Here is a 4,466-nt window from a genome sequence, read left to right on the forward strand (position 1 = left end):
ACCTTCAGCTCCTTGCTCGGCTTGGCCTTCGAGGCCTTGGCCTCGCTGTCGCCGCCCTCTTCCGCGGCGTCCCAGCCCAGCGATTCGCGCAGCGCCTCGGGCAGCAGCACCAGCAGGTCGGGATGCGAGCGCGCCTGCACCAGGTGGCAGCTGGCACAACGCCCGCAGGCCGGCCTGGGTGGCCCGACCGGCGCGGCCTCGCACAGCCACGATTGCGCGAGCGTCAGCCCGAGCTCGAACTGGCCGATGCCCTGCGGCCCGTGGATCAATAAGGCATGGCCGCGCTGCGTGCGCAAGGCTTCATCGAGCGCCGCTGCCAGCCAGGGCAACGGCAGCTTTCCTTCGGGATCTACCACGGGTACTGCTCCAGGGTGGCGAGAACCTGCTGCCAGACCTGCTCGCGCGGTGCGGCGGCCTCGATGCGAACGATGCGATGCGGCGCCGCCCGGTGGCGCGCCTCGTAGCCGGCACGCACGCGCTCGAAGAACGCGAGGTCCTGCTGCTCGAAACGGTCCGGCGCGCGCACCGCGGCTCGGCGTTCGGCCGCCACCGCGGCGGGCAGGTCGAACCAGAAGGTCAGGTCGGGCTGCAGGTCGCGGTGCACCCAGCCTTCCAGCGTGGACAGCACGCCGGCATCGAAGCCGCGGCCGCCGCCCTGGTAGGCGAAGCTCGCATCGGTGAAGCGATCGCACAGCACGGTGCGGCCGGCGGCCAGCGCCGGCTCGATCACCTGCGCCAGGTGATCGCGGCGCGCACCGAACACCAGCAGCGCCTCGGTCAGCGGATCCATCGGCGAGTGCAGCAGCAGCTCGCGCAGTTGCTCGGCCAGCGGCGTGCCGCCTGGCTCGCGGGTCAGCACGACCGGCTGGCCGGCCTGCCGCAGGTGCTCGGCCAGCGCGTCGATGTGCGTGGATTTGCCGGCGCCGTCGATGCCTTCGAAGGTGATGAATCGTCCGCGCACGGGCACTGGGCTGCTACTTCTGGTATTGGTTGACCGCGCGATTATGCTCGGCCAGCGTCTCGCTGAACTGGCTGCTGCCRTCGCCGCGGGCCACGAAGTACAAGGCCTTGGTGGCTTCGGGCCGCACTGCGGCGAGCAGCGAGGCGCGCCCCGGCATCGCGATCGGCGTCGGCGGCAGGCCGGTGCGCAGGTAGGTGTTGTACGGCCCGTCGGTGGTCAGGTCGCGCTTGCGCAGGTTGCCGTCGAAGCTCTCGCCGAGCCCGTAGATCACCGTCGGGTCGGTCTGCAGCGCCATGCCGATGCGCAGCCGGTTCGTGAACACGCCGGCCACGCGGCTGCGGTCGGCCGGCGTGCCGGTTTCCTTCTCGACGATCGACGCCAGCGTCAGCGCCTCGTCGGCGTTGCGCAGCGGCGTGTTCGCGGCGCGCTCGGCCCAGGCCAGCTCCAGCTGGCGCTGCATCGCGCGCTGTGCCCGCTTCAGCACCGCCACATCGCTCGCGCCCTTGCTGTAGGCGTAGGTGTCGGGATAGAAGCGGCCTTCCGGCGCCACGCCGGCCGCGCCGATCGCGGCCATCAGCTGCGCATCGGTCATGCCGGTGGTGGTCTGCTTCAGGTTCTCGGCCTTCGCGAGTTCGGCGCGGAACTGGCGGAAGGTCCAGCCTTCGATCAGGCGCACGGTGGACAGCACCTCGTCGCCACGCACCATCTTGTCGAGCAGGCCGCGCGGCGTGATGCCACGCACGATCGCATAGCTGCCGGCGCGGATCTTGCGCGCCTGGCCGGACCAGCGGAACCATTCATACAGCAGGACCGGCGGGGCCTGCACGCCGGCCTGCGTCCAGGCGAATGCGACCTCGCGYGGCGAGGTGCCGGGCTCGATCGACACCTCGACCGCCTCGGCATTCAGCGGCAGCGGCTGCTGCAGCCACCAATACACGCCACCGGCCGCAGCGCCGGCGACGAGGAGGGCCAGCATGAACATCAGCAGGACGAGACGGCGCAGGAATTTCACGGCGGGAAGGTCGGAAGAAGGTCCGGAGACCCCGGTCGGGACCCGATGACGGGCGCTGATGATAATCGGCACTTCTGCACGGCTTGTATCCAATGCGCACAACCCTCTCCCTCGACGGCATCGCGACCCTGAACGACTGGGGCGTGATCCGCGCCCGCGGCGCCGACGCCGCGTCCTTCCTGCACGGCCAGTTGACCAGCGACGTCTCGCAGCTCGGCGCCGACCGCGCCCGGCTGGCCGGCTACTGCTCGGCAAAGGGCCGGCTGCTGGCGAGCTTCGTGGTGTGGCAGCCGGCGCCCGACGAGCTGCTGCTCGCCTGCAGCGCCGACCTGCTGGCGCCGACGCTGAAGCGCCTGTCGATGTTCGTGCTGCGCGCCCAGTGCAAGCTGAGCGACGCCTCGGCCGAAATCGCGCTGCACGGCATCGCCGGCCCGTCGGCCCGGTCGTGGCTCGGCGCCGCCGCGCTGCCTGCGCCGTGGTTGCGCAGCGAACATGCCGGCGGCCACCTGGTGCGCCTGCCGGATGCCGATGGACACGAACGTTACCTGTGGGCCGCCCCCACCGGCGCCGCGGCCCCTGCCCTGCCGGCGCTGTCGCTCGACGCCTGGCGCGAAGGCGAGGTCGCGAGCGCGGTGCCGCGCATCGAGGCGGCCACGGTCGACCAGTTCGTGCCGCAGATGCTCAACTTCGAGCTGGTCGGCGGCGTCGACTTCAAGAAGGGCTGCTACCCCGGGCAAGAGATCGTCGCGCGCAGCCAGTACCGCGGCACCATCAAGCGCCGCAGCTTCCTGTTCGACTCCGCCGTGCCGGCGCACGCCGGGCAGGAGATCTTCCACAGCGCGGATCCCGGCCAGCCGGCGGGACTCGTCGTCAACGCGGCCGGCCAGCGCGTGCTGGCCGAGGTCAAGCTCGCCGCGCTCGACGCCGGCAGCCTGCACCTGGGTGCCGCCGACGGGCCGGTGCTCGCGCGCCAGCCGATGCCCTACGACGTCGACATCGACGTGACGGCCTGATCGGCACGGCCGCCTCGGGCATTCCAGGCACGACTTCACGGACCCGCATCGGCGGCGGCATCGTGCGCGAATTGTTCATCTACTATCGGGCGAAGGTCGATGACGCCGAGGCGTTGTCGGCCGCGGTTCTCGCAGCGCAGGCGCAAGTGCAGTCGGCCTGTCCCGGGCTCCAGGCCCGGCTGCTGCGCCGACCCGACTCCCGCGACGAACACCACACCTGGATGGAAACCTACGCCCTCGCACCCCACGGCATCGACGACACGCTCGCGCGGCAGATCGAAGCGCAGCTCGGTGCCGCGCTCGCGCCGTGGCTCGTCGGCCCCCGCCATGCCGAGGGCTTCGTGCCATGTGCCTCGTAGCGCTGGCGATCGATCAGTCGCGCCGCTTCCCGCTGGTCGTTGCAGCGAACCGCGACGAATTCTTCAAGCGCCCGACCGCCCGCCTGGCCTGGTGGTCGCCGGGTGCCGGCCGGCCCGACATCCTCGGCGGGCGCGACCTCGAAGCCGGCGGCACCTGGCTCGGCCTGACCGCCGCCGGCCGCCTGGCCTTCGTCACCAACGTGCGCGATCCGTCGCGCCAGGATCCGCAGGCGCCGTCGCGCGGCGACATCGTGCCGCGCTGGCTGGCGGGCGACCTGCAGACCGACCGCTTCTGGATGCGCACCGCGCTGGCCGGCCACAACGGCTTCAACCTGGTGGCGGCCGATTTCCAGCGCGGCGAATGCTTCTGGGCCTCGAACCACGAGGTGCACCCGGTGCGGCTCGAGCGCGGGCTGTTCGGGCTGTCGAACGGCCGGCTCGATGCGCCGTGGCCCAAGGTCGACCTGCTGAAGGCGCGCGTCGATGCGGCGCTGTCGGCGAGCGACACCGTCGATGCGCTCAGCAGCCGGCTGTTCGAGGCGCTCGGCGACCGCACGCTGGCCGACGACGCGCTGCTGCCGTCGACCGGCGTGTCGCACGAATGGGAGAAGCTGCTGTCGGCCGCCTTCATCCGCACGCCGGACGGCAGCTACGGCACCCGCTGCTCGACGCTCGTGATCACCGAGCGCGTCAACAAGCGGCTCGTCACGCACGTGCTCGAACGCACCTACGGCGCCGCCGGCGGCATGGCGCTGCTGCGCCGCTCGACGCTGAAGGACTGGCCGCCCCGCTACAGCGAAGAGCCGCCGGCCGAGGCCCCGGTCCAGGGCAGCGTCGACGAGGCCGAAGAGCCGTCGGGCGGCACCGAGGCCGCGCCCCGCAAGCGGCGGGTGCGCAGCCTGCTGAAGCCCGAGCGGCCGCGCCGCCAGCGGACGGTGGCCGGCTGACTCAGAGGCTGCGCACCATCTCGACGTGCGGGATGTCGACTTCCTCGAACACCGGCCCGCGCGGCGCGAACCCGGCCCGCGTGTAGAACGCCTCGGCCGAGGTCTGCGCATGCAGCACTGCTTCGCGGTAGCCCTGCTCGCGCGCCGCCTTCATCAGCGCATCGAGCACCGCCC

Annotated in this window: 6 protein-coding genes and 1 pseudogene; 3 read left to right on the forward strand and 4 right to left on the reverse strand. The window is 71.9% G+C overall.

From position 1 onward, the window contains the following. The 3 genes and pseudogenes from AC1D01_RS22370 to mltG all read right to left on the reverse strand — a co-directional run. Positions 1-329 (reverse strand): annotated as a pseudogene (locus AC1D01_RS22370) (DNA polymerase III subunit delta'); the annotation flags it as partial. Between the two features lie 20 nt (positions 330-349). Beyond that, positions 350-961 carry a dTMP kinase gene (gene tmk, locus AC1D01_RS22375; protein WP_477870182.1) on the reverse strand — a complete coding sequence of 204 codons (612 nt, stop codon included), beginning with the start codon at positions 959-961 and terminating at the stop codon, positions 350-352. A 13-nt stretch (positions 962-974) separates the two neighbouring features. Further along, on the reverse strand, positions 975-1,943 hold the full coding sequence (gene mltG / locus AC1D01_RS22380) for an endolytic transglycosylase MltG (RefSeq protein ID WP_477870190.1): 969 nt from the start codon (positions 1,941-1,943) through the stop codon (positions 975-977). Positions 1,944-2,065: 122 nt separating this feature from the next. Here mltG and ygfZ point away from each other — a divergent pair, with 122 nt between their 5' ends. The 3 genes from ygfZ to AC1D01_RS22395 all read left to right on the forward strand — a co-directional run bounded on the left by ygfZ (position 2,066) and on the right by AC1D01_RS22395 (position 4,292). Continuing rightward, positions 2,066-2,986, forward strand: coding sequence for a CAF17-like 4Fe-4S cluster assembly/insertion protein YgfZ (ygfZ, locus tag AC1D01_RS22385; RefSeq protein WP_477870184.1), 921 nt, complete (start codon positions 2,066-2,068; stop codon positions 2,984-2,986). A gap of 62 nt (positions 2,987-3,048) precedes the next feature. Then, positions 3,049-3,345: a DUF4936 family protein gene (locus AC1D01_RS22390; protein WP_477870186.1), complete on the forward strand. Its 297-nt coding sequence runs from the start codon at positions 3,049-3,051 to the stop codon at positions 3,343-3,345. Next, entirely contained in the window at positions 3,333-4,292 is a 960-nt protein-coding gene (locus AC1D01_RS22395; RefSeq protein WP_477870188.1) for an NRDE family protein, read from the forward strand. Before AC1D01_RS22390 ends, AC1D01_RS22395 begins: the two co-directional genes overlap by 13 nt. A gap of 1 nt (position 4,293) precedes the next feature. Here AC1D01_RS22395 and AC1D01_RS22400 read toward each other — a convergent pair whose 3' ends face one another. Beyond that, entirely contained in the window at positions 4,294-4,446 is a 153-nt protein-coding gene (locus AC1D01_RS22400; protein WP_477870192.1) for a GNAT family N-acetyltransferase, read from the reverse strand. Between the last annotated feature and the right edge of the window lie 20 nt (positions 4,447-4,466).

It is taken from the genome of Rhizobacter sp. P3_B12 (genome assembly GCF_056402895.1).